Below are 23,589 nucleotides of genomic sequence, written 5' to 3'. Positions count from 1 at the left end.
TTAGGGTAGGCGCTGAAGGATTTTGTCTCTTCTAGTGAGTAGGGAGCTAATTTGTTTCTTGTGCAGAATATCTCCCAGCAATTGCTGTAATTTCTCAGAGTCTAAAGATTCCAGTTTAGCTCTAAAGATGGGTGACAAGTAATTAGGCATAGGTCTTGAGTATTCAGGAAGACTGATTTTTGAGCGAAAAGCTCGACTGTGGTCGATTAGCCACAAGAAACCGTTGTCCTTGTCATACAATCGGTTACCAGTGTTGCGGTCATCGTTAAAAATCAGCCAATCGAATATGTGCATAATATCTTCTGAGTCTTGTGTGCTACAGAAGCTGTATAGAGACTCGCCTGTCTCGATCATTTCAGTTCGCGTGATTGAGTTTTCCACCCAGTACTGCAAAATCCCAGGTTTACCGTCAAAACGATATTCCATGGTGAATGGCACCATAAATAAGCCCAGCTGTCGGTCGATTTTATAAGCGGCCAAATCATAGATATATCGATCAGCCAAGTTGCCAAGACGGCGTTGCCATGGCCTATTTTGCATTTGTGGGTCGCTATCTAAATATTTGAAAATAGCGTGATGACGCTTGCCGTTTAATTCAAAGGTCAGTTTTATTGGTTTGCTATAAAAATCATCAAGTGGTTTGGAGTTCACTACTTTGGCATCTTGGTAAAAGTTGGCTAAGTATTCATCGCTCAAACCTTTAGGGTATAAGGGTTTTCGAACGGGATCGGGGAGCGGGGTGTTCGCTTCTGGATTATCAATATTCACCACACTGAGGTTGTCATCATCAATCACCACGGCGCTTGGGTGGCCTGAGTAGTGGGTACGTAGCATGCCTGTATCGAGTAAAATAAGTTTATTAGCAAATCTTGAACGCACCAAGCGACTTTGGTCGGGAGTGTGGCCCACTAAGAGCTGCTTCGACTTAAAATGCCTCAAAGCTTGATCGAGAACTTTTTGTTCAGAATAAGCATGGCAATAGACGTTGCCCCGATACCAGATGGGCCCGAAAGTGGTCAGCATTATGGAGTCTGCGACCTCGAGAAACTTCTCTGCTTTTTTACGCATACTGCGCGTGTTCAGTGAGCGAGATTTGATTTGACCATCGAGCAGGGCTTGGAGCACCTGCTTTCGCTCGCCTTTGCTGAAATAATGCTTGAAAAGGCCGGCATCGATAAAGTCGTGATATAAAGTAGCATACTGGGTTAAATCATATCGAAAGCGCTGGTTGAGCTCTGGTTCACTTAGTCCAAGGTCAAGTAGTTGTTGAGAGATACCGCCATGAACAAACGTTCGGCCATTCACCGTGCGTATCACGTCTTTGCTTAAGAGCCAGCGACCGTAATAACCATCGGGCGAGAAGGCTTCGACCAGTCCAAAGTAACCCGGTGGGTAAAGCTGGTGAAAAACATCTTTACTCGCGTTATTATCATCTCGACGTGAGTATTGTAAGAAGTCTTTGTAGACTTTATTGCGGTAAGACGAGGACTCCTCTGGGATAAAAGCAGCAAACTCTTCGTCAGCAACATACCGCAGATCGGGCATAATATTCATGGCTTCGTGATTACCGAGTAAGGCGACCACTTCGCCACCGGCCTCGACTGCTTCTTTTTCCAGGCGAATCCATAAATCTAACACCTTACGGGACTCAGGCCCTCGATCTAGGTTATCACCGATAATAACGAGGGTATCTGTGTTTCCTGTCCATTTAAGCTGGTTATTAAGCACATCGCTGTGCTTTAAAACTTTAATTAAATCATGATAAGCACCATGAACGTCTGTAACTGCAACCGTTCTTTCTGCTAAAGAAACACATGGGTAGCTAAAAATTGTCACAAAAAACAAGCTGAAAGCTAGATGTGTAAGGGCTCTGATTTTCATGGTTAAGGCACTTCAAGAAACATCAATCAAGTATATCATAGACAATCCTATAGCAACTTAATCAGCGAATTTAAAGCCGGTTAATTGAGTTGATGAAAATTGACTAAAATTAGAGCTGTTATGGCCTTGCGAGGCTTTTTTCTTTTGTTGCTTTAAGATATTTGGTACTGTTAGGTTATAGGAAGCTGATTTTGTCAGTGTTGTGGCTAGCAAAGCTCCATTCACACTTGAAAAATCAACAATCAGCCTCATTTCATCATTTAGAGAAATCTGGCTTTGCACGATTAGGTGTAAAAAGCATAAATAAAGCCCGCCGAAATATCTAAAGGCGCCTGCTTGAGGTAGAAGATGAGTAACGAAAACTCCGACGACAAAACACTCTATTGTTCATTTTGTGGCAAAAGTCAGCATGAAGTAAAAAAGCTGATTGCAGGGCCACGCGTGTTTATTTGTAACGAATGTGTCGATTTATGTAACGACATCATCATAGAAGAAATACAAGAAATTGCCTCAAAAGAAGCAAAAGAAAAATTACCAAAACCGAGAGAAATTGCTGAATTTCTTGAGCAATATGTCATTGGTCAAGAAGCTGCTAAAAAGGTCCTATCGGTTGCGGTTTATAACCACTATAAACGTCTAGAGCATGAGCCACATTCGAGTGAGCATCAAGATGTAGAGCTAGGTAAAAGTAACATTCTTCTTATTGGCCCTACGGGTAGCGGTAAAACCTTATTGGCTGAAACGCTAGCTCGTATGTTGGATGTACCATTTACCATGGCTGACGCGACGACATTAACCGAAGCGGGTTATGTTGGTGAAGATGTTGAGAATATTATCCAAAAGCTTCTACAGAAGTGTGATTATGATGTAGAGAAAGCTGAGCGCGGAATTGTTTATATCGATGAAATCGATAAAATTTCTCGCAAGTCAGACAATCCGTCGATTACCCGCGATGTGTCTGGTGAAGGTGTGCAGCAGGCTTTACTCAAGCTGATCGAAGGTACCGTCGCTTCGGTACCGCCTCAAGGTGGTCGTAAGCATCCACAGCAAGAATTTTTACAGGTCAACACAGGTAGCATTCTGTTTATCTGTGGTGGAGCCTTTGCTGGGCTAGAGAAAGTGATTCAAGAAAGAACCGAGAAGGGCGGTATTGGCTTTGGTGCTGATGTTAAAGAAGTTAGCGACGGCGTTAAAGTTGGCGAGTTACTGCAAAAAGTTGAGCCGGATGACTTGGTTAAGTTTGGATTAATTCCTGAATTTATTGGTCGATTACCTATTTTGACCACCTTACAGGAGTTGGACGAAACGGCTTTAGTTCGAATTTTGACTGAGCCAAAGAACGCTTTAACGAAGCAATACAGCAAGTTATTCTCGCTTGAGAATGTTGATTTAGAATTCCGTCAAGACGCTCTAACGGCCATTGCACACAAGGCTATGGCTCGTCGCACGGGAGCTCGAGGATTACGTTCTATACTTGAAGAAATTTTATTAGACACCATGTATGACTTACCTTCGTTAGAAGGTGTAAGCAAAGTTTGTATTGATGGTGCCGTCGTAAAAGGCGAAGCAGATCCACTATTGATTTACGATAATCAATCTAAAGCAGCATCAGAATAAGAATCTACGATGGACTGTGTGCTTTAAAGGCGCGCAGTCCAATACACTGATTTTATAAATCCCAGGAAAATTGAATTCATGCCATTAGAAACGAAACAACTTCCATTGTTACCACTGCGTGATGTGGTGGTGTTCCCACACATGGTTATTCCGCTTTTTGTTGGGCGAGAGAAATCTATCCTAGCGTTAGAGGAAGCAACTAACGGCGATAAGCAAGTAATGTTAGTGGCGCAAAAGGAAGCCACTGAAGACATGCCTGACACTGATCAGGTTTATGACTACGGTTGTGTGGCAACGATTTTGCAAATGCTGAAGTTGCCAGATGGTAATGTCAAAGTATTAGTCGAAGGTGTTCAACGAGCTAAAGTTGAGAGCTATGTTGAAACCGACCCAATGTTTATTTCAGAAGTCAGTTTTATTGAGCCACAAGCAGGTCAAGAAGATCAAGAAGACGCTTTAGCTCGAGCTGCGTTAAATAGCTTTGATAAATACGTAAAACTGAATAAAAAAATACCAAGCGAAATTCTTACGACCTTAGCTGGGATTGAAAATCCCAGCCGTTTGGCCGATAGCATTGCCGCTCACATGTCTTTGAAAATAGAAGATAAGCAAGAGATTCTGCAGATGGAGTCAGTGGTTGAGCGCCTCGAGCACTTGATGAGCAAAATGGAAAGCGAGATGGACTTGCTGGAAGTCGAAAAGCGCATCCGTGGTCGTGTTAAGAATCAAATGGAGAAAAACCAACGCGAGTACTATTTGAATGAGCAAATAAAAGCGATTCAAAAAGAACTCGGCGATGGCGAAGAGACTGCTTCGGAGCATGAAGAGCTTGCGAAAAAGATTGAAGAAGCCGGCATGAGCAAAGAAGCTAAGGAAAAGGCTGAGGCTGAGCTGAAAAAGTTAAAAATGATGTCACCGATGTCCGCGGAAGCTACTGTTGTCCGCGGTTATATCGACTGGTTATTGGGCGTTCCGTGGAAAAAACGCAGTCGTGTAAAGCACGACTTGGTTAAAGCTGAAGAAGTGCTTGATGAAGATCATTATGGCTTAGAAAAAATCAAAGACCGCATTTTGGAATACTTAGCGGTTCAGCAACGCGTAAAGAAATTAAAGGGCCCTGTGCTTTGTTTAGTAGGACCTCCTGGCGTGGGTAAAACTTCGCTAGGTCAGTCGATCGCAAGGGCTACAGGTCGTAAATATACTCGCATGGCCTTGGGTGGCGTGCGTGATGAAGCCGAAATTCGTGGTCACAGACGTACTTATATCGGTGCTATGCCGGGTAAGTTGATGCAACGCATGAGTAAAGTCGGGGTTAAAAACCCATTATTCTTGTTGGATGAAATCGATAAGATGGCTATGGATATGCGTGGCGATCCGTCCTCGGCCTTGCTCGAAGTGCTTGATCCTGAGCAAAACCATACTTTTAGTGACCATTACCTTGAAGTCGATTACGACTTATCTGAGGTGATGTTCATTGCGACTTCAAACTCGATGAATATCCCAGCACCGTTGCTTGATCGCATGGAGGTTATTCGCATCCCAGGTTATACCGAGGATGAAAAAGTTGAAATCGCAAAGCGCTACCTATTGCCAAAGCAGATTAAAAATGCCGGCTTGAAGAAGGGTGAGCTAGAACTGACAGAAGATGCCATTCGTAGCATTATTCGCTATTACACGCGCGAATCAGGTGTACGTAACTTAGAGCGTGAAATATCGAAAGTTTGTCGTAAAACTGTGAAAGAACAGTTATTAGCGAAAAAAGCTAAGAAAACGGTAAAAGTTAGTGCTGAAAATATTACCAAATACTTAGGTGTTCAGCGCCATGACTATGGGCGTGCAGGCGAGAGCAACAAAGTAGGGCAGGTAACAGGTCTAGCCTGGACCTCCGTTGGCGGTGAACTGTTAACGATTGAGTCGGTAGTGGTTAAGGGTAAAGGCAAGCCTGTGTTTACAGGGCAACTTGGCGATGTCATGAAAGAGTCGATTCAAGCGGCCATGACGGTGGTTAGAAGCCGTTGTTTAGCCCTAGGCATAGAACCAGACTTTTATGAAACTAAAGACCTGCACATCCACGTACCAGAAGGTGCTACACCAAAAGATGGACCAAGCGCCGGTATTGGCATGTGTACAGCTCTAATTTCTAGTTTGACGGATATACCGGTTAGAAAAGATGTGGCTATGACAGGCGAAATTACTCTGCGTGGCGAAGTGCTTCCTATCGGTGGTCTTAAAGAAAAGTTATTAGCGGCTCACAGGGGCGGTATTAAAACAGTAATTATTCCAAAAGAGAACGAACGAAACCTTGAAGATATTCCGAAGAATATCAAACAGGATTTAGAAATTATTGCTGTTAAATGGATTGATGAAGTGATCGATATTGCACTAGAAAGACTTCCGGAACCGATTACAAAAGCGGTAGAAGCGAAGCCTAAAGCCAGTACTTCAAAGCAGGAAGAACCGAACAAAATTCAACCACATTAGGCGTGAAATGCAGAAAACTAGAGACTTTTAGCGATATTGGTCTAAATTATCTTGACAGTTTTCATTGTGAGTTGATATAACAGAGCACCTTGAGTTAAGCATAAAAACTCTAAGAAATGCAGTAAACTTTTAAACCACAGATTTTCTAAAAAATTAAAGGGGAAAGTGAGTGAACAAGTCAGAATTAATTGATGCTATCGCAGCAGGCGCAGACATTTCAAAAGCAGCAGCGGGTCGTGCATTAGACTCAATGCTAGAAGCAGTAACAGATTCATTGCAAAAAGGTGAAGGTGTTTCTCTAGTTGGTTTTGGTACTTTCTCTGTAAAAGAGCGTGCAGCTCGTACAGGTCGTAACCCAAAGACTGGCGAAACTATCCAAATCAAAGCTGCAAAAGTTCCTGGTTTTAAAGCTGGTAAAGCGCTTAAAGACGCGGTAAACTAAGCGCCGATTTTTGGGTGGTTAGCTCAGTTGGGAGAGCATCGCCCTTACAAGGCGAGGGTCACTGGTTCGAGCCCAGTACCACCCACCAAGTCTTTCACCACAAGTTTAGATATGAATTATTGTGGTGAGGACTTTAAAAATTCGGAGCGGTAGTTCAGTTGGTTAGAATACCGGCCTGTCACGCCGGGGGTCGCGGGTTCGAGTCCCGTCCGCTCCGCCATCTTTTAAGCGCGCCTTTAGGGCGCGTTTTTTATAACTGGCAAATAAACTTGTTATAAATACAAAGTAATAGATTAAACACAAAAGGTATTTCACCCATGATGTTGGAAAGAATTCAGCAGAGTATGCAGAGTCCAATAATGAAAGCGGTAATGTTTGTCATTATTGTGTTTTTCATTGGTGCGGGCTACTTCGGCGCTAATATGTTTGGCGGCGATCCAAACCGAATAGCGGAAGTTGATGGTGTTTCTATCAGTAGCGAAAAAGTTCAGCGTGAAATAGACATGATGCGCCAACGTGATGGTGAAAGCTTTGAAAAGCGTTACCCAACAGAAGCGAGCCGTGCACAACTTAGAAGCTCAATAGAGCAGCAGTTAATTGATAATGAAGTTGTGACTGCGGGTATCGCTAGAGCTGGCTTCACTGCGTCAGAAGAGCAAGTTAAACATTGGTTGCGTACTAACGAAAACTTCCAAGTGAGTGGTGAGTACTCGCCTGAGCGAGTTCGAAGTATAATGCAACAGAACGGTTTAACAGAAAGTCGTTTGCAAGAAATAGGGCGTGAAGAGATCGCACGTCAACAGCTTCAGAATGGTTTGCAATCAACCAGTTTCGCGTTAGATCACGAAGTTGAAACCTTATATCGTTTACAAGAGCAAACACGTGATGTTCGTGTGCTACGAGTTCCTTTAGCAAAGTTTTCTGAAAACCTGACGTTTGATGATGAAGTTGTAGAAGAGTATTACCAGCAGAATCAAGCTCGTTTTATGCAGCCTGAGCAGGTTAACCTACGCTATGTACGTTTGTCAGCGGACTTATTGCTCGAACAAAAGAAAGCTGAAGTTACTGATGAAGAAGTCGAAGCTTATTATGAACAGCAAAAATCGAATTACTTGGATCCAGCCGAAATACAAGTGGCGCATATCTTAATTGAAAACTCTGTCGACAACGCTGAAGAAAAGGCGAAAGATTTATTAGCGCGGATTCAGTCTGGCGCAGACTTTGCTCAATTAGCAGAAGAGCACTCTAGCGATACTTTCAGTGCCGAAGATGGTGGTAAACTTGATTGGGTAGACGCTCAAGAGCAGAGTGAAGAGTCTGCCGGTACTGGTTGGGCTCCTGAGTTCGAAAAAGCAGCCTTAGCTTTAGAGAATAAAGGTGATATCAGTGGCGTTGTAGAAACCTCGTTCGGCTATCATATCTTAAAGCTTATTGACCGTCGTGAAGGTAAAACAACCCCGCTCTCTGAGGTGCGTGAAGAAATCGTCGCTAAGTTAGCAGAAGAGAAAGCAGATGAAGAGTTCTACTCGAAAGAAACAAAACTAAATGACGTTTTGTTTGAGTACGGCAACGATATCGAGCTATTCGCAGAGCAAGCCGGTTTAGAAGTAAAAGAAACAGGCGTCTTTACGCGTTCTACAGCAACAGGTGTAGCGGCTAACCCAGCACTATTAGAAAAAGCATTTAGTGCAAAAGTAATTGATTCAAGCGAAGTCAGTGACAAAATCGAGCTAGGCAGCAAAGATATCGTTTACGTAACTGCAAAAGTTTACAAAGCAGAAGCGGTTAAGCCGTTAGAAGAAGTTAAGCCTCAAATTATCACAGCCTTAACAAAAGAGAAGGCAGCTCAAGATGCTGAGGAATTTGCCAATAATGTTTTAAATAGTCTCGAAAATGGTGATTCAGCAGAAGAGTTACTCCTAGAGGAAGAGCTTACTTGGATAGAGAACTCAGCCCTAAAGCGCCGTGACTCAGCAATGGATTTTGCACTAGTGTCTGCGGTTTACGAATTACCTGCTCCAGAGGGTGATGAGTCGTCTTACCGTGTGAAGCCATTATTTAATGGTGACTATGCTGTGATTGAGCTTAGAGGTGTTAACTATCCTGACTTTTCAGCAATTGATGAAGCTACTAAAACTCAGTTAGAGCAAACAGCAAAAAGCTTAGCTACTCAATCAGATTCTGCTAATTTGGTAGAATATTTCAAAACAACGGTTGAAGTTAGTCGATAGCTGTGTGTTTTATGTTTCGAAAAAAATAGCCGCTTTTAGCGGCTATTTTTTTGACAGGAATTAATATTAGATCCTGAGTGACCGTCGATTTAATGCATCAGTTATGTTGAGGCTTCGAGTTGAAGCTTTGAGTAAAAGCCCATCGTTACACAGGTTTCTTATAACCTGCTGACGCATTGAGTAATTCCAGTGTGTATTTAGATTTCGGTTGACTAAATACATCTGAAACTGGTCCATACTCTTCTTGAGTACCATTGTTGAGTACTAAGACTTTATTACTAAAGTGTTGCACTAATCCTAAATCATGTGAGATGAAGACATAAGCTAAGTCGAGCTGATCTTGTAAGTCTAGTAATAAGTTTATTATTTGTGCTTGAACCGAGACATCTAAAGATGAAACGGGCTCGTCAGCCACAATTACCTTTGGCCGTAATAACAGTGCTCGGGCAATACCGATGCGTTGTCTTTGACCGCCGGAAAAAGTGTGTGGGTATCGTTTTGCGTATTCTGGTCGTAAACCAACCATTTCTAATACTTCTGCAATGCGATCATTTCGCTGAGTTGCATTATAGTTAGTGCCGTTTCTTAGTGGCTCTTCAAGGCTTTGGTGAATAGTAATTCGCGGGTTTAGTGATGCAGAAGCATCTTGAAATATCATCCTGATATTTTTGAACCATTCAAACTTATGCTTTTTGTTTAGGATGTTCTTGCCTTCAAAATATAGTTGTCCACTATCAGGGCTTTCCGCACCTACAAGAATTCGCGCGAGAGTGGATTTGCCAGAGCCAGATTCACCAACAACCGCAAGGGTTTGCCCAGGATTTAAACTAAAGCTAACACCGTGTAAAACCTCTAGCTGACTTTGTTTTAGTGGGTTGTTAGAAACCCTATAGCTTTTTGTCAGGCTTTTAGCTGAAAACAAATTAGGCATTAGCTATCGTCCTCAATTAATGGAAAGTGACAGCGGACTTTACGACCCTTTAAGGTTCGTAACTCCGGAGCTTGTACACACTTCCTGTTAGCATATGGGCAGCGAGGCCCTAGATAGCAGCCTACCGGTAAATGATCAAGCGAAGGCGTGCTACCTTTGAGGTTAAAGAGTCTGCGCCCTTTGCGGTAGTGCATGCCGTAATGTGGCACACTGTTCAATAGAGCTTTAGTGTAGGGATGGTAGGGCTGACTGAGCAATTTGTAAGTACGCCCCGATTCGACGATTTGGCCGCCATACATAACGTACACTTTGTCTGTGGTTTCGGACAAAATTGAAAAGTCATGTGTAATCAGCATTAAAGCCATATTGTGCTCTTCGTTTAGCTTTAACAATAAATCCAAGATTTGAGACTGAACCGTTACATCAAGTGCGGTTGTGGGCTCATCAGCAATTAAAAGCTTGGGCTCGCAAGCAAGCGCCATGGCAATCATGACACGTTGATTTAAGCCCCCTGATAATTGATGAGGATATTCTTTATAGCGCCTTTTGCCATCAATAATGCCCACTTGTAGCAGCAGTTCTTGAGCTTTTTCATAGCGCTGCTTTCTAGTACCACCACTGTGAAAACGGATGGTTTCATCGAGTTGATAACCTATCGTCAGTGACGGGTTAAGGCTAGACGTAGGCTCCTGGAAAATAATCGATATGTTATTACTAATTAGTTTTTGTCGCTCACCGGCACTCATGCGTGTGAGATCATGACCATCGAGATTAAACAAATCCGCACGCATAGTGGCGGCTGGGGACAATAAGCCCGCTATAGCAAGAGCCATGACGCTTTTCCCTGAGCCGGACTCTCCTATCACGCCTTGAACTTGGCCTGCGTTTATCGATATCTTGGCACGATCGACGGCAGGGATAATGCCATTATCAGTCTGAAAATCGACACTTAAGTTTTCTACTTGCAATAAACCCATTATTCGAAATACCTTATCGATTTAACCGAGGATCGAGTGCATCTCGGATACCGTCACCGACCAAGTTTATGGATAGTACGGTAAGGAAAATAGCTAACCCTGGAAGTGTCATTGTCCAAGGCGCAAATTGTATGAAAGCCCTCGACTCCGACAACATGGTTCCCCATTCAGCCATTGGTGGCTGCGCACCTAAACCTAAAAAGCCTAGTGCAGCAATATCCAGCAATGCGGTTGAGAAACTGAAGGTTAATTGTACCGTAAGTGCTGGAGTAATGTTGGGCCACACGTGGTGGCTCAATAAGCGTTGCGAACTAGCACCATCAAGTCTAGCCGCCATGACATAATCATTATTTAATTCGTCACTGATAGAAGACTGGGTAATTCGAACAAACTGCGGGATTAAAACAATAACTACTGCATAAATTGCATTTGGGAGTCCAGGACCGATGATGGCGACAATCGCAATCGCCAACAACAATGATGGAAAAGAGAGCAACAAGTCCATGACTCGCATTAACAACGAGCGTAGTGTTTGATTAAGGAAAGCTGCGCCAGCACCAATTAAAATTCCAGATAAAGCAGCTATTATTACTACCGTAAAGGTTAGCTGTAATGATAAACGAGCGCCATGTAATAAACGCGACAGAATATCACGCCCTAGATCGTCTGTGCCGAGGAAAAAGTTAAAGTCTCCGGCTGGATTCCAGATTGGTGGTATTAAAATTTTATTGGTAAATTGTCGGGCTGGATCATAGGGTGAAATCCAAGGGCCAATAATGGCAAGTATGAGTATAAAGATTAATACCACAGCACCAATCATGGCACCTTTGTTTTGCCTAAAAATGGCCCATGCGGCTTTATTATTAGCGGAAACCGGTAGTTTTATCATGACGGCCTCCGTAATCGTGGATTAAGGTAGATGCTCAAAAAGTCGAGCACTAGGTTAAATGCTATTACGATGATGGATAGCGCTAAAACGCCGCCTTGAATACTGGCAAAGTCGCGACGTGAAACAGCTTCTAGCAACCACTTACCAATGCCCGGCCAAGCAAAGATGTATTCGGTTATGATAACCCCAGACATGATAATGCTGATCTGAACACCACTGATGGTAAGAATGGGTTGCAAGGCGTTACGTAGCGCATGGATCCATATAATTCTTTGCTTACTGATACCTTTCGAGCGCGCTGTGCGAATGTATTCAGATTTTAATACCGCTAACAACGAGGAGCGTGTCATTCGGGCAATTATCGCCATAGGAATAGTGCTTAGAGTGACCGCAGGTAAAATTAAGTGATGTAATGCGTTAAGAAAAGCATCAAAACCATATTTGTTGTGGTGCAATAAAGTGTCAATAAGCATAAAGCGCGTGAAGGGCTCTATATCAAACTCAAAACTTATGCGGCCAGCAACAGGAGTCCAACCTAGAGTCAATGAGAATAGCAGCACAAGTAGCATCCCCCACCAAAAGATAGGCATGGAGTAGCCGATTAGTGAGGTCGTCATTAAAGTGTTATCTAGCCAGCCACCACGCCGAGTCGAGGCCAGTATCCCAAGAGCCAGCCCAGTTGTGACAGCAAGAATCATTGCAAAAACTATCAGTTCAATGGTCGCTGGAAAGTGCTGCAGAAAGTCTTTTAGAACACTGCGTTTGTGGATGCTTGACATGCCCCAGTCCCCATTAAAGAGAAACTGTATGTATTCAAAGTACTGAATAAAGGCGCTGTCACTCTGGTATTGATGAATAGGGCTGTCTGACTGTTGACTCAATATAAACGTCAAAACCGTTAAGCCGAGCAGGCTGATGAGCAAAGTGCCTAGTTGCTTAAGGATTGAGGTAATCATTGGTTGGCTACCTCATCGCTTTCTTGTTTTTGAGATCGTGGCTGCTTCTGGTCGGGCAGACCTATGGTGACACCTTCAAAATTAATATTACCAATAGGCGATATGATAAAGCCTTTTACCCGCGGTTGAACTAACACACTGTTGTTAGCATGTGCGATTGTTAACCAAGGCGCCTGTTGTTTGAAAATTTCTTGAGCTTGGTCGTAGTATTCTTTTCGTTCGCTTTGCTTGGAAGATGTTCGCCCTTTTAAAATTAGCTCATCAAAACGATTATCACACCAATTAGCGTAATTATTACCGTTGACCGAAGAGGCGCAACTTAAAAGAGGACTAAAAAAGTTGTTGGGGTCAGCATTGTCCGCATTCCAACCTAGTAGGACGCTGTGGTGCAAGCCTCTGCTGACACGTGATAGAAAAGTACCCCATTCATAGGTCACTATCCGCACATCAACATTGATATCCGCTAAGTCTTGTTGGATTATTTCTGCCATCTTACGTGCATTTGGGTTGTAAGCCCGCTGAATTGGCATGGCCCAGATATCTATCGAAAACCCGTTCTCATACCCAGCCTCTTTCAGCAGCTCTAGAGCGCGTCTTTTACTATGAGGAATTTTCTTAACGTTTTTATTGTAGGCCCATGAAGATGGCGGGATTGGATTTGTCGCTAAGGAGGCTTGTCTATCATAAACCGTTTGTAAAATTGACTCTCGATCAACTGCCATTGCCAATGCTTGTCTTACTTTTACATCGTGAAAGGGTGGTTTTTCAGTATTAAATGCCCAGTAAGCAATATTGAGGCCTGGGGTTTGCACGACTTGCAAATCATTCTTTTGCGCCACTCTTAAGTGAACTGGTAGAGGGTAACTCATAACATCACACTCGCCAGCGCTAAACCGAGCAAAGCGCATGGCGGCATCAGGTGTGATGGCATACACTAAATTTTTGACCCGTCTTTTATCACCAAAGTAATCCTCAAAACGTTTAAAGCGGATATAAGCATCAGGCTCGTAGCGTTCGAAACGAAATGGACCAGTCCCTACTGGTTTGCTATCGATCCACTCAGGGCGACGAAGTCGGTTAAGCTGCTCGGCATACTCTGCTGATAGGATCGATGCAAATGGTGTTGCTAGAATTGAGAGAAACGGACTTTCGGGTCTGGTTAATATAAATTCAACCTTATGGTCATTAACCTTGCGAATGTCTTTTATCAGTTGATCCATACTTTGCGCAGTAAAGTATGGGTATCTCCCGCCGGATATACCATGGTAGGGATGTGAGCTTAAGCGCTGACGATTAAAACTAAACAGAACATCATCGGCATTAAGGGAGCGGCTGGGTGTAAATACTTGACTTGTATGGAATGAGACGTCTTGACGCAAATTAAAGGTATAACGAAGTCCGTCATCACTAATATCCCACGAGCGCGCAAGGGAAGGAACGATTTCAGTTGTTCCTGGCTTATAAGTGACTAGCTGGTTATACAAAATATTTGCGGTAGCATCATAGGAGGTCCCTGACGTTACGAGCTGAGGGTTGAAGCTGTCTGGACTTCCCTCGGAGCAGTACACCAATAGATCTTGCGTTCGATCCTGCTCAGTAAGATCAGAGTCTTCAGGACTGCACGCAACACAGAATAAAGCTGTTAGTGAGATTAATAATTTCGCTTTTGATGCGACATCTCTGTAAACACTGCTATTAGTCATCAGGTCTTTGTTTTCGTTAGATTTCTTAATCATAACAAGCTTATAAGCCAGTGCCTAGCGTTGGTTCGCATTGACTGAGTTTCAGCAATTCGCTTGAACTTGTAACAAGCTGTGAACAGGCGCTAACTTAGCACTGTAAGAAGTTGAAAGGGATAGGGAAAGTGCTATACTAAATTCTGTAATTATAAATATAACTATGCTGGTTTTTTATAGCGATGCCAAAAGAGTCAAAGTAACTAAATGGTAAAGCTTGAGAAGAAAACTCATCGAAATAACTTGAGTGACGTGATGAAGAGTAAATACAAAATTAAAGTTGGGGCTACATTACTGTTAGCGAGTATGGGATGCGTATCCCTTGCTGATGACAGCTTGTATCAAAGTAGCAACGACTGGACTCCTTACACGTTTGATTCGGCAAGCGATGCTCTTGAAATAGCTCCTGGTACTGAAACGCTTTATTCGACCAAACATTCAAATCGAGAATTCAACAATCCTACAGATACCTTATCGTTTGGCATTGAAGACGCGACTGATGGTACTTGGAAGTTCTCATTAGATCTCAATCAACCACAAGAAGATATTTTCGGCACAGAACAATATCGAGTTCACACTGCATATAGCCCAAGTGGAGATAATTCCACCTTCTATATTAATTATGGTAACCGTAGGGTTCCAGTGTCCATTAAAGTTGAAGACCTACTGAGTTATGAACAGCCAGCTTCATCAGCACAAGGAGTGTCCTTTGGGCTTGAGCAAAATTTAAATGATAGCTGGGCTGTCAGCATTAGTTATACTAAGTCTGAGCTTGAGCAAAGGAATCATGAAAACTCATTATTTGGAGTCGACCAAAGCTCAATTACTAACCAAAAATATTGGTTTGACTTAAATCGTGACGGGCTTCCTGAGTCAGTAAGTCTTTTCTCTGAACTGGGAGCAACAGAAGATTATAACAAGGCATTTGAAGGGATAGAGATTCGTTTAAGCAGACAAATAAATGACAAGCTTTCAATAGGCGGTGCCGTTACTAAAGCCGAATCAAAACTAGAATGGCAACCGTTTCAGTTCGAAAGCTTGAGTAACGCAAATGCTGTGTTAGATGAGTCTGGGCTGTCCATCTTTAGTCAGCTAGATTTATCACCACAATGGTCGATGGATGCTCAACTGAGCCACAATTCCTACCAGAAAAACCATGCGCCAATTGTTTCACTGGCCAGTGATAGTGTTGATACGCTGAGCTTCGATAGTACAACTTTAGATATTGGAGTGCAGTACCAAGGACGCTGGGATGATGTTGGACTTGTGATACGGATAGACTTGGTGAATTTATTGGGTGGAAACACAGAACGTCAGAGCGGTTATAACTTGTATGATACTGGCTTGTCGCCTTACACCTTTGAAACACCAAAATATATAAAACTCAGTGGCAGCATTAATTTTTAACTCACATTTCTACGCCTCTATATGCGTTGTTTGTGACTCCGCATACCTCTATAAAAAAAAGTTATCTGAAACTATTTCAAATTGTAAATTAACTGTAATGTTTTGTTGACCCTTACGGCTGATCTCCTTTATAGTTGATTTCTTTCACCAGAGAAATACCAATTGGTTAAAGTTTAGGCTGAAAGAGACTCTTTTAACAGTTCCGACCTTTATTTCCTTGATTTTTAGGCTGGAAACCACTAAGTTTCTTTAGCATCGACTTTTTAATGAAACGATTTCTGAACAGAAATTTGGGTAAGTTTATGAAAAAACAAGTACTTTTTAAGAAAACGGCTGTTGCCATTCTTGCCTCTGCTGTGATGGGCAGCACGATGGCTGCTGGCGAGTTCGATTCTTCGATGAAAACTGAGAAGACAATCGATAAGAAAGCTGCGAGCACGCAAGTAACTGTAGATCGTCTAGCAGAACAAACAACGGATTTGGCTCTAGACTACAGAAATACTTTGCAACAAGTTGACAGTTTGCGTATTTATAACACTCAACTTGAAAGACAGATTGCTAATCAGGAAAAGCAAATTGCTGAAAGTAGCAAAGAAATGGAAACAATTGATGAAACAGAAAAGGGTGTTCTTCCTCTTATGGATGAAATGATTAAAACCCTTGATGAATTCGTTCAATTAGATATCCCATTCAATTTAGAGCAACGCCAAGAGCGTGTTGCGAAACTTGAAGCTTTAATGGATGACGCTAACGTCACGGTTTCTGAGAAGTACCGTAAAATCTTAGAGGCTTATCAAATTGAGATGCAATACGGTAATGCCGTTTCTGCAAGCTCTGGAAACATCGAAAAAGATGGCGAAAACCTTAGTGTAGATTTCTTGCGCGTAGGTCGTTTGTCGTATGTTTACTTAACGGTTGACGGTAAACATGGTGCATATTGGGATAAAACCTCTGATAAATGGGTCGATCTGCCAGAAAGTTATTTAGATTCTGTAGATAGCGCTATTAACATGGCGAAAGGAGTTGCAACTCAAGAACTCTTCAAAGTACCAGTCCCAGCTACGGAGGCAGCACAATGAGAAACCTTTTAGCATTATCATTAGCTGGCGTTTTCGCACTCAGTGTTTCTACTGTATCTAACGCAGCTGAGAGCATGTCACACTCAGACTTACTTAAAAAAGTAAGGGATAAAGCTCGAATCCAAGAGCAAGTTAATAACCAACGTGTTCAAACGTTCCAGAAAGAAAAAAGCCGTCAGGCAAGTCTATTAGCTGATGCTAAGGCTCGTTTAGCTGCTGAAGAAGCACGCAGTGAGCGTTTAAAAGGTCAATTTGATGAAAATGAAAAACAATTGACTCAAATTGCTGAAGACTTACGTATTAAGCAAGGTAACTTAGGTGAGCTGTTCGGCGTTGTACGTCAGGCTGCAAATAGCTTATCGGGTGATATTTCATCCTCTTTAGTAAGCGCACAGTATCCTGGTCGTGACGTTCTGCTTAATAAGTTAATTGAAGCTGAAGGTCTACCAAGAATGGATGACTTACGTGGTTTCTACGTATTAATGCTTCAAGAGTTAACAGAGCAAGGTAAAACTGCAAGCTTTGCTGCTGACGTAGTTAATGAAGAAGGCCGCACAGAGACTCAAACTGTTGAGCGTATTGGTACATTCAACTTGCTAACAGGAAAAGATTATCTAATCTATGAGCAAGGGCAAATTAAAACCCTTCAAGTTCAACCTTCTGCAGAGGTTCGTGATTTAGCCGCAGAATATGAGTCAACTGACTCAGGTTATGCTGGCTTGTTTATCGATCCAACTAAAGGCGGTATCCTTCAATTAGAAAAATTGAAAATGAGCTTGCCAGATCGTCTATGGAAGTTTAAAGGCTTTGCTGGTTCTACAGTAATGGTACTTTTAGCTATCGGTATCTTAATCGCGCTAGAGCGTTTATTCACTCTATACATGGTTACCGGCCCGAAAGTTGCTTCACAAAGAAAGTCTAGCACACCAGGTAACAACCCTCTTGGTCGTGTCATGAAAGTATACCTAGCTAACAAAGATGAAGATGTCGAAAATCTTGAGCTTAAGTTAGACGAAGCCGTTCTTAAAGAAACACCTAAGATTGAGCGTGGTATTAACTTAATCAAAGTAATTGCAGCGCTTGGCCCATTGCTTGGTCTATTAGGTACGGTTGTAGGTATGATTGAGGTATTCCAATCGATTACATTACACGGTACAGGTGACCCTCGATTAATGGCTGACGGTATTTCTCAAGCATTGGTAACAACAGTTTGGGGTCTATTAGCGGCAATTCCATTAACGTTCTTACACGCTGTTGTAGCTGGTAAAAGTAAAAACATTATTCACGTCTTGGAAGAGCAGAGCACAGGTTTGATGGCTCAACATGACGAGAATAACGCGTAGGATTTCCTTATGGAATTAATCTATACGATATTAGAGTTTATCGGTAAAGGCGGATGGGTCCTATGGTGGATAGGACTCGTTCTCTTCTTAATGTGGACCTTCTTGATCGAGCGATACTGGTACATTTATGGCCAGTATCCAAAAGAAGCTCGTTCAATAATCGCACGTTGGAATGCACGAGAAGACCAAACGTCATGGAAAGCAAAACAAATCCGTGATGCTTGGATCTCTGCAGCTCGAGAAGCTTTGAATCAAAGAATGCTTCTAATTAAAACTTTAATCGCAATTTGTCCATTACTAGGGTTACTTGGTACTGTGACAGGTATGATTGATGTATTTGATGGCATGTCAGGTCAAGGCTCGGGTAGTGCACGTCAAATGGCTGGTGGTATTTTTAAAGCCACAATTCCAACTATGGCGGGAATGGTTGCTGCATTATCTGGTATCTTTTTCAGTAGTCGTTTAGAGCAAACGACTTATGTTAAGACACACCAGTTAGCCGATAACCTTTCACACCATTAATTATTGGGTGAAACTACATGGCTATACAAGATAAAAGAAAACAAGAAGATGTAGAAATTGACATGACGCCGATGCTGGACATCGTATTTATCATGTTAATTTTCTTCATCGTGACCACGGTTTTTGTGAAACAATCAGGTGTAGAAGTTGTCAAACCTTTAGCAGAAACAGCTAAAGAGCGTAAAAATGCGTATATTTTTGTCGCTATTGACGAAAAAAACGTCATTACTATTGATAAGACAACAGTACAGCCGTCAGAAGTGAAATCAAAAATCCAATCGATGCGTACTGAAAACCTCGAAGGTGAGGTGGTCATTCAGGCTGATAAAAAAGCAAAAGCTGGGCTTGTTTTACAAGTTTTAGACTTTGCTAAGAGCTCTGGTGCTAAAGTTTCAGTTGCAACAGAAAAGGAACAGTAAATGTTAAGAGTTATTGTAAGCGCACTGTTTGCCTTCGGTATTGTGGTTGGTTTGTTCCTATTGATGAATTTTTTGATTACATCAAATGCAAAGAAAGATGAGGTCGAAAATATAAGAGTGGAAGTGGCGTTTGTTGAAGAAGACAAACAGGTTCAACGTAAAGAACGTAGACCGCCTAAAAAGCCACCACCACCTAAAGAGCCACCACCACCGCAGCAACAAGTGCAGCAAAAACAGCAAAAAGTTGTTACGGCTATCGTAGACATTAAAATTGATAATATTGATGCTTCGATGGATGGTACAGGTATTTATATCGGTGGCCTCGGCTCAGGACAAGATGATTTTTCAGGCATGGGTGATGGTGAAGCCATTCCTGTATACATGCCTCAACCAGAGTATCCTGTACAAGCGAATTTGAAAGGCATTGAAGGTTACGTTTTGTTCACTATGGATATCGGACCTGACGGGTCACCTTCAAATATATCTGTTGAAGACGAAAGTCCACGTGGTGTTTTCAGAAGAAATGCCTTGCGTGCAATCCGTAAATGGAAATTCAAACCAAGAATTGTGAACGGTCAGCCTATCCATCAACGTAACATGCGTTACAGAATGGAGTTCAAGCTTGATCAGTAACATTTAAGTGTGATTATTATGAAAAAATTACCAATTATTTTAGGCGTCACAGGTTTGTTGTTTGTTGGTAGTGCTTCGGCATTACCCCAAACAAAGTATACGTCTTCATGTAAACCTCTGTCCCCGACAGAAGGAAAGTACGAAGAAGCTCAAAATAAAGGCTCAATAACTTCACAGTCTGCTTTTAAGAAAATTACAGCTGCAAATGAAGCGTATGCTGATGGTAAGCACAATGAGTCAATAACAATTCTTAGAGATTTAATTGCTAACTCTGGGGACAAAGTTGCAGTAGGTAGAGCTTATCAGTTGTTAGGTGCGAACTACCAGGCAACTGAAAACTATAAAGCCGCAAGAGATGCTTTCAAGAAAGCTATTGACAGTGGTTATTTAAGTCAGCAGTACGTTGTTGCTATGCGCCGTATTATTGCGCAAACCTATAGTATTGAAGAAAATTACCCTGAAGCCATCAACTGGATGAAGAAGTATTTTGCTGACGCTATTAAGCCTCCTGCAAATTCTTATGCTGCTTATGCTAGTTTATTGTTCAATAGTGAAAACCATAGAGAGTCTATTTGTCCTGCTTATATAGCTTTAGAATTAGGCTCAAGTTCTAAAAAACCACTCTATGGTATGCTATTTGGTGCTCATATTAAGCTTAATGACAATGCTGGTGCAGAAGTTATTGGTGAGGAAATGGTAGAGCTTTTCCCTGCAGAAAAGTCTGTTTACAATAACTTGTTCGCTGTTTACAGCCGCAGAGGGAAGCAAGCAGATATGTTAGCTCTTGCAGAATTAGCAAGGATGAATGGTATCTGGAGAAGCGAGACTAATTACAAGCAATTATCAGCTTTATTTGCTAATAATAAAACACCAAGGCTTGCAGCCGAAAGATTAAGAGAGGGAATAGAGTCAGGAGTTGTAGAATCCAATGAAGATAATTGGAAGCGTGTTGCTGATAACTACTTCTTTGCAAGAGATCTTGAAAATGCAATTGTTGCCTATGATAAAGCATCTAGTTTTACTTCCTCTGGTAAATATGACTACAAGTTAGGCATGATGTACCAAGAAAGAGATAACTACCCTAAAGCTATCGAAAGATATCGTTCGGCAGTTAGAAAGGGTGGGTTAAAGCCAGACGAAACAGGCTATGCCTACATGAATCTTGGTGTTTCTCAGTTTAGGTTAGGACAAGAAGCAGCTGCTATTAAAACTATGCAACAAGCTGCTAAATATCCTAAAGTAGCAAAAAATGCCAATGCTTATATTAAGTATATTGGTCAATTGAAAAAAATGAAGGATGATATTGCTGCGATGAAGCTCGAAGAAGAAGCTTCTGATTCAGATAACGATTCTTAAATTTTGTAGATCAATGAAAACGCTACTCTTAGTAGCGTTTTTTTTTGCATGGAATAAAGTTTTTAGAATTTTTACAGTAATATTTTATTACTTTTACACATACATCATTCAGGCATTCTACTTTATACTTAAATCATAACTTTAATTGGATTTACTATGTCCTGGTACAAGAACGCTAAGAGTAAGGCTGAGCACTTGGTGCAGCGCGGGCTAGATAAACATGTGCGTGTAGCTGTCACAGGGCTTAGTGGTGCAGGGAAAACTGCATTTATTACTTCATTTATCAATCAGCTTCTATATGCTCCCGGTGAGGAACACTTAACATTCTTCGCACCGTGCCGTGAGGGTAGGTTGTTAGTTTCCAAGTTAGCTTTGCACGAACAGCTCCATATCCCAGCGTTTGATTATCTAGGGAGTATAAAGTCCATAACAGCTGAAGACCCCTCCTGGCCAGCTTCTACTAGAAGTACTTCACAAGCGAATATCCAATGTCGCTTCATGGTTAAAGATAAATGGTTAAGTCAGCTGACTGAAAATAGTTTTCTTACCATAGAGATTCTAGACTATCCTGGTGAGTGGTTATTGGATTTACCGCTTTTAAGCCTAAGTTTCAAAGAGTGGTCACAGCTTTGTTTGCAATATTTAGAGAGTGAAAGGCGTAAACCCTTTGTTTCAAATGTATTTGATAAGTTATCACAGCTTCAGTACAACAATGTTATAGACGAAGCAGAGCAAGGTGAGCAACTTGGCGAGTTAGCTAATGAGTATAAAAATGCTCTACATGACTACAGAAAGTCTTACAATGACTTCAGTTTAGCTCTTCCTGGTCGCTTTTTACTTCCTGGTGAACTGAAAGATAGCCCTGCACTTTCATTCTTCCCTGTGATTTCACCGGATATTCTTAATTTAGATTGGGAGCAGTTTGAAAGTCATTCTGTATTGAAAGTTCTAGAGCGTAGATATAATTATTATCAGAAACATATTATTCGACCTTTTTTTGAAGAATATTTCTCAAAAGTCGATCGACAAATCGTGCTTCTAGATACTATCGCTGTTTTGCAGTCAGATTATGACTCATACCAAGATCTAAAAGAAACGATTGAGAGACTGCTAGTGGGTTTTAGCTACGGTCGTTCTAATTGGTTAAAGCGTTTGTTCTCTCCATCCATCGACAAGCTGATGATTGCTACGACAAAAGCGGATTTAGTACCACCTGATCAACATGCATCATTAGAGTCTTTTATGCAAAAAATTGTTACCCAAATTAAAAACGAAATTGGCTATGATGGAGTTGATGTTGAGACTATGGCCATAGCCTCAGTGGCAACCTCTGTTCCTGTGACTACAGAGCACAACGGTGAACAACTACTGTGTGTAAAAGGGCTAGATGACAAGTCAGGAGAGTCTGTGATCCATTACCCAGGTAAAGTCCCGGCGAAAACTCTCAGCAGGGAAGAGTGGCGAAGGCTAACAATCGATTTCTCGCCCTTTGCACTCCCTGAGCTAAATCCCGATGACTCATTGCCTCATATTCGTATGGATAAAGTTCTTCAGTTTTTGATTGGAGATAAATTCGTATGAGCGATAAACCGGTTAAATTTTATAGCTCTGATAAAGCACATCAAAAAGCTGAAAAGCTTTTTAATCAACAGTTTGAAGATAGTCAGCCTTTAGTCAGAAATAAATCAGATTCCGCAGTGGATTTATCGGTAAGCCTAATATCAACCCAGCAGAAATCACTTCTTACTAAACTTTTTTGGCCCAGTCTTTCCGCCTTTGTTATTTTTGCTGCAGGCTACGAAGCCGCTATCTTCATAACAAGTCTTTATAACCAGCACTGGTTGCTTGGAGGTGGCATTGGCTTTTTAGGAGGTGTCATAGTCCTTAGCGGGGCTTACTCATTGTATAAAGGTTGGCGTGCAAGAAGACGGTTCAAAAAGCGTCAGCTACAAAAGGAAACAATAAGCGGTTTACTGAGGGTTAATAGTTATGGACAAGCGGATGCAGTTTTAAGAGAAGTCTCGGATGACATATCGAGTGCGGCGAATATCGATAAGTTGAAGCAAGACTATGATAATCGCAAGCAACAGATTCATAATGATCAAGAGCTGATACAAATATATTCATCGACAATTTTAAAGGGGTTGGATTCAGCCGCCATAGACATTGTTACTAAGCACGCCACAGAGGGCGCAGCTATGGTTGCATTAAGTCCATTGGCTGCAGTAGACATGGCTCTGGTGGCATGGCGGAGTAGCAAGATGATTCAGCAGCTGTCTCAACTATACGGTTGTCCACAGACAGCCTTGGGTCGATTTGAGATGACGAAGAGGGTATTTAAGAATATGATGTTGGCAGGTGCCAGCGAGCTGGTGGCCGATGCTGGCGTAGAAATGCTTGGCAAGGGCTTAACAGCAACAATATCGACAAAAGCAGCGCAAGGTATAGGTGTTGGCTTATTAATCGCTCGTATGGGCTTACAAACCATGCACCTTTGCAGGGCAGTACCTTACAATAGCGAAACTAAGCCAAAGTTAAGTCAGGTTCGTAAGTCAGTACTCAGTAAGGTTATAGGGTTGATAAAAAGTGCTTCTAGCGATAAATCTAACAAGCAGAGTGAGAAAGTGAAGCAACAGGAAGCTTTGAAGCAACATAATGGTTATGACAATAGTTAGTATTAGGGGAAAAC

The 23,589-nt window shown here is 41.9% G+C and carries 19 protein-coding genes and 2 tRNA genes; 15 read left to right on the top strand and 6 right to left on the bottom strand.

Annotated features, from left to right (window positions below; genetic code table 11):
* Positions 1–1,881 (bottom strand): metallophosphoesterase, encoded by a 1,881-nt coding sequence (locus tag ABD128_RS04280; RefSeq protein ID WP_343987040.1) that lies wholly within the window; start codon positions 1,879–1,881, stop codon positions 1–3.
* A gap of 348 nt (positions 1,882–2,229) precedes the next feature.
* Between ABD128_RS04280 and clpX the strand changes: the two genes are divergently transcribed.
* From clpX to ABD128_RS04250, 6 genes are all read left to right on the top strand, one after another.
* On the top strand, positions 2,230–3,498 hold the full coding sequence (gene clpX, locus ABD128_RS04275; protein WP_343987037.1) for an ATP-dependent Clp protease ATP-binding subunit ClpX: 1,269 nt from the start codon (positions 2,230–2,232) through the stop codon (positions 3,496–3,498).
* A gap of 78 nt (positions 3,499–3,576) precedes the next feature.
* Positions 3,577–5,979 (top strand): endopeptidase La, encoded by a 2,403-nt coding sequence (gene lon, locus ABD128_RS04270; protein WP_343987035.1) that lies wholly within the window; start codon positions 3,577–3,579, stop codon positions 5,977–5,979.
* 169 nt (positions 5,980–6,148) lie between these two features.
* A complete protein-coding gene (locus ABD128_RS04265; RefSeq protein ID WP_110199061.1) occupies positions 6,149–6,421 on the top strand; it encodes an HU family DNA-binding protein in 273 nt (90 codons plus the stop codon).
* Positions 6,422–6,433: 12 nt separating this feature from the next.
* Positions 6,434–6,509, top strand: a tRNA-Val gene (locus ABD128_RS04260).
* Positions 6,510–6,564: 55 nt separating this feature from the next.
* Positions 6,565–6,641: transfer RNA gene (locus ABD128_RS04255), tRNA-Asp, on the top strand.
* Between the two features lie 97 nt (positions 6,642–6,738).
* Positions 6,739–8,652, top strand: a complete 1,914-nt coding sequence (locus ABD128_RS04250) for a SurA N-terminal domain-containing protein (RefSeq protein ID WP_343987029.1) — start codon at positions 6,739–6,741, stop codon at positions 8,650–8,652.
* A 145-nt stretch (positions 8,653–8,797) separates the two neighbouring features.
* Here ABD128_RS04250 and ABD128_RS04245 read toward each other — a convergent pair whose 3' ends face one another.
* Genes ABD128_RS04245 through ABD128_RS04225 form a run of 5 tightly spaced genes read right to left on the bottom strand, consistent with a single transcriptional unit; the run spans position 8,798 to position 14,141 of the window.
* Complete coding sequence (locus ABD128_RS04245) at positions 8,798–9,583, bottom strand: ABC transporter ATP-binding protein (RefSeq protein ID WP_343987026.1); 786 nt, start codon at positions 9,581–9,583, stop codon at positions 8,798–8,800.
* On the bottom strand, positions 9,583–10,560 hold the full coding sequence (locus ABD128_RS04240; RefSeq protein ID WP_343987024.1) for an ABC transporter ATP-binding protein: 978 nt from the start codon (positions 10,558–10,560) through the stop codon (positions 9,583–9,585). The genes ABD128_RS04245 and ABD128_RS04240 overlap by 1 nt, the downstream gene beginning before the upstream one ends.
* Positions 10,561–10,573: 13 nt before the next feature.
* On the bottom strand, positions 10,574–11,449 hold the full coding sequence (locus ABD128_RS04235; protein WP_343987021.1) for an ABC transporter permease subunit: 876 nt from the start codon (positions 11,447–11,449) through the stop codon (positions 10,574–10,576).
* Positions 11,446–12,405: an ABC transporter permease gene (locus ABD128_RS04230; RefSeq protein ID WP_343987019.1), complete on the bottom strand. Its 960-nt coding sequence runs from the start codon at positions 12,403–12,405 to the stop codon at positions 11,446–11,448. Before ABD128_RS04230 ends, ABD128_RS04235 begins: the two co-directional genes overlap by 4 nt.
* A complete protein-coding gene (locus ABD128_RS04225; protein WP_343987017.1) occupies positions 12,402–14,141 on the bottom strand; it encodes an ABC transporter substrate-binding protein in 1,740 nt (579 codons plus the stop codon). Before ABD128_RS04225 ends, ABD128_RS04230 begins: the two co-directional genes overlap by 4 nt.
* Before the next feature lie 207 nt (positions 14,142–14,348).
* On the opposite strand from ABD128_RS04225, the gene ABD128_RS04220 reads away from it, so the two are divergent.
* The 9 genes from ABD128_RS04220 to ABD128_RS04180 all read left to right on the top strand — a co-directional run bounded on the left by ABD128_RS04220 (position 14,349) and on the right by ABD128_RS04180 (position 23,575).
* Positions 14,349–15,548, top strand: coding sequence for a hypothetical protein (locus ABD128_RS04220; protein ID WP_343987015.1), 1,200 nt, complete (start codon positions 14,349–14,351; stop codon positions 15,546–15,548).
* A gap of 302 nt (positions 15,549–15,850) precedes the next feature.
* Positions 15,851–16,627: a DUF3450 domain-containing protein gene (locus tag ABD128_RS04215; RefSeq protein ID WP_343987013.1), complete on the top strand. Its 777-nt coding sequence runs from the start codon at positions 15,851–15,853 to the stop codon at positions 16,625–16,627.
* Positions 16,624–17,970 carry a MotA/TolQ/ExbB proton channel family protein gene (locus ABD128_RS04210; protein ID WP_343987011.1) on the top strand — a complete coding sequence of 449 codons (1,347 nt, stop codon included), beginning with the start codon at positions 16,624–16,626 and terminating at the stop codon, positions 17,968–17,970. Before ABD128_RS04215 ends, ABD128_RS04210 begins: the two co-directional genes overlap by 4 nt.
* A gap of 9 nt (positions 17,971–17,979) precedes the next feature.
* Positions 17,980–18,492: a MotA/TolQ/ExbB proton channel family protein gene (locus ABD128_RS04205; RefSeq protein WP_110199043.1), complete on the top strand. Its 513-nt coding sequence runs from the start codon at positions 17,980–17,982 to the stop codon at positions 18,490–18,492.
* A 17-nt stretch (positions 18,493–18,509) separates the two neighbouring features.
* Positions 18,510–18,911 (top strand): ExbD/TolR family protein, encoded by a 402-nt coding sequence (locus ABD128_RS04200; RefSeq protein ID WP_343987006.1) that lies wholly within the window; start codon positions 18,510–18,512, stop codon positions 18,909–18,911.
* Complete coding sequence (locus ABD128_RS04195) at positions 18,912–19,544, top strand: energy transducer TonB (RefSeq protein WP_343987003.1); 633 nt, start codon at positions 18,912–18,914, stop codon at positions 19,542–19,544. It begins immediately after the preceding gene.
* Between the two features lie 18 nt (positions 19,545–19,562).
* A complete protein-coding gene (locus ABD128_RS04190; RefSeq protein ID WP_343987000.1) occupies positions 19,563–20,900 on the top strand; it encodes a tetratricopeptide repeat protein in 1,338 nt (445 codons plus the stop codon).
* A gap of 156 nt (positions 20,901–21,056) precedes the next feature.
* Positions 21,057–22,481 (top strand): YcjX family protein, encoded by a 1,425-nt coding sequence (locus tag ABD128_RS04185; RefSeq protein ID WP_343986996.1) that lies wholly within the window; start codon positions 21,057–21,059, stop codon positions 22,479–22,481.
* Positions 22,478–23,575, top strand: a complete 1,098-nt coding sequence (locus tag ABD128_RS04180; protein WP_343986993.1) for a YcjF family protein — start codon at positions 22,478–22,480, stop codon at positions 23,573–23,575. The genes ABD128_RS04185 and ABD128_RS04180 overlap by 4 nt, the downstream gene beginning before the upstream one ends.
* Positions 23,576–23,589 lie beyond the last annotated feature (14 nt).

Origin of the sequence: Kangiella japonica, assembly GCF_039523535.1 — a bacterium.
GTDB classification, from domain to species: domain Bacteria; phylum Pseudomonadota; class Gammaproteobacteria; order Enterobacterales; family Kangiellaceae; genus Kangiella; species Kangiella japonica.
The sequence above is the reverse complement of the archived record's forward strand: the minus strand, read 5'-3'. Positions and strand labels throughout refer to the sequence as shown.

Bases quoted from the DNA above. Each gene is read 5' to 3' on its own strand.
- ABD128_RS04280 (WP_343987040.1), bottom strand. From the start codon at position 1,881: ATGAAAATCAGAGCCCTTACACATCTAGCTTTCAGCTTGTTTTTTGTG.
- clpX (WP_343987037.1), top strand. From the start codon at position 2,230: ATGAGTAACGAAAACTCCGACGACAAAACACTCTATTGTTCATTTTGT.
- lon (WP_343987035.1), top strand. From the start codon at position 3,577: ATGCCATTAGAAACGAAACAACTTCCATTGTTACCACTGCGTGATGTG.
- ABD128_RS04250 (WP_343987029.1), top strand. From the start codon at position 6,739: ATGATGTTGGAAAGAATTCAGCAGAGTATGCAGAGTCCAATAATGAAA.
- ABD128_RS04245 (WP_343987026.1), bottom strand. From the start codon at position 9,583: ATGCCTAATTTGTTTTCAGCTAAAAGCCTGACAAAAAGCTATAGGGTT.
- ABD128_RS04240 (WP_343987024.1), bottom strand. From the start codon at position 10,560: ATGGGTTTATTGCAAGTAGAAAACTTAAGTGTCGATTTTCAGACTGAT.
- ABD128_RS04235 (WP_343987021.1), bottom strand. From the start codon at position 11,449: ATGATAAAACTACCGGTTTCCGCTAATAATAAAGCCGCATGGGCCATT.
- ABD128_RS04230 (WP_343987019.1), bottom strand. From the start codon at position 12,405: ATGATTACCTCAATCCTTAAGCAACTAGGCACTTTGCTCATCAGCCTG.
- ABD128_RS04225 (WP_343987017.1), bottom strand. From the start codon at position 14,141: ATGATTAAGAAATCTAACGAAAACAAAGACCTGATGACTAATAGCAGT.
- ABD128_RS04220 (WP_343987015.1), top strand. From the start codon at position 14,349: ATGGTAAAGCTTGAGAAGAAAACTCATCGAAATAACTTGAGTGACGTG.
- ABD128_RS04215 (WP_343987013.1), top strand. From the start codon at position 15,851: ATGAAAAAACAAGTACTTTTTAAGAAAACGGCTGTTGCCATTCTTGCC.
- ABD128_RS04210 (WP_343987011.1), top strand. From the start codon at position 16,624: ATGAGAAACCTTTTAGCATTATCATTAGCTGGCGTTTTCGCACTCAGT.
- ABD128_RS04205 (WP_110199043.1), top strand. From the start codon at position 17,980: ATGGAATTAATCTATACGATATTAGAGTTTATCGGTAAAGGCGGATGG.
- ABD128_RS04200 (WP_343987006.1), top strand. From the start codon at position 18,510: ATGGCTATACAAGATAAAAGAAAACAAGAAGATGTAGAAATTGACATG.
- ABD128_RS04195 (WP_343987003.1), top strand. From the start codon at position 18,912: ATGTTAAGAGTTATTGTAAGCGCACTGTTTGCCTTCGGTATTGTGGTT.
- ABD128_RS04190 (WP_343987000.1), top strand. From the start codon at position 19,563: ATGAAAAAATTACCAATTATTTTAGGCGTCACAGGTTTGTTGTTTGTT.
- ABD128_RS04185 (WP_343986996.1), top strand. From the start codon at position 21,057: ATGTCCTGGTACAAGAACGCTAAGAGTAAGGCTGAGCACTTGGTGCAG.
- ABD128_RS04180 (WP_343986993.1), top strand. From the start codon at position 22,478: ATGAGCGATAAACCGGTTAAATTTTATAGCTCTGATAAAGCACATCAA.